The 780-nt window shown below is 61.7% G+C and carries 1 protein-coding gene; it reads right to left on the reverse strand.

The features are described 5' to 3' along the window. A partial coding sequence (locus NW820_RS13045) for an aminotransferase class III-fold pyridoxal phosphate-dependent enzyme (RefSeq protein ID WP_414407729.1) occupies positions 1-706 on the reverse strand: 706 nt, incomplete at its 3' end. Between the last annotated feature and the right edge of the window lie 74 nt (positions 707-780).

Consider the following 780-nt stretch of genomic DNA (forward strand, 5'->3'; position numbering starts at 1 on the left):
TCAGCAGAATGCCCCGCTCGCTGCAGATCCGGCGCAACCATTGAAAATAGGCGGGATCCCCCGGCACAACCCCCCCTTCCCCCTGCAACGGCTCCAACAGCACGGCACACACCCGCTCGCCCCAGCGCTCCAACACCGCTGCTGTGCCCTCGATGTCGTTGTAGGGAACGTAATCAAAGCCGGGCACCAGAGGGGCAAAGTCTTTTTGGTATTTGGGCTGGCCGGTGGCGGTAATGGTGGCCAGGGTGCGGCCATGGAAGCTGGCATGGGCGGTGAGGATCATCGGATCTTGGATCCCGCGCACCGTGTGGGCATACTTGCGAGCCAGCTTAATGGCTCCCTCATTGGCTTCCGCCCCTGAGTTGCAGAAAAACACCTTGTCGGCACAGGAGTGCTGGGTCAGCCATTGAGCCAGTTGTGCCTGCGGCTGGTTGTAGTAAAGGTTGGAAACATGGTGCAACTGTTGTGCCTGCTCGGTGAGCGCCTGAATCCACAGCGGGTGGGCATGCCCCAGGGTACAGGTGGCAATGCCGGCCACAAAGTCCAGGTACTCCCGCCCCTGCTCATCCCAAACCCGACACCCCTGCCCGCGCACCAAGGTCAGGGGATAGCGCCCATAGGTGGCCATCACATGCTCGGCAAACAGCTCGGCAGTTGTCGGGGATCCCGAGGGGGCACTGGCAAGAGGCGAAGTTAGAGGAGACATGGCCGGTAAAAGATTGCTGTCGTGTTGGCGGCGCGGAGCGCTTTGGGGCTGGCGCAAGCCGTGTTTCGAGTGTA

It is taken from the genome of Synechococcus sp. R55.7 (assembly GCF_047461955.1).
GTDB lineage: Bacteria > Cyanobacteriota > Cyanobacteriia > Thermostichales > Thermostichaceae > Thermostichus.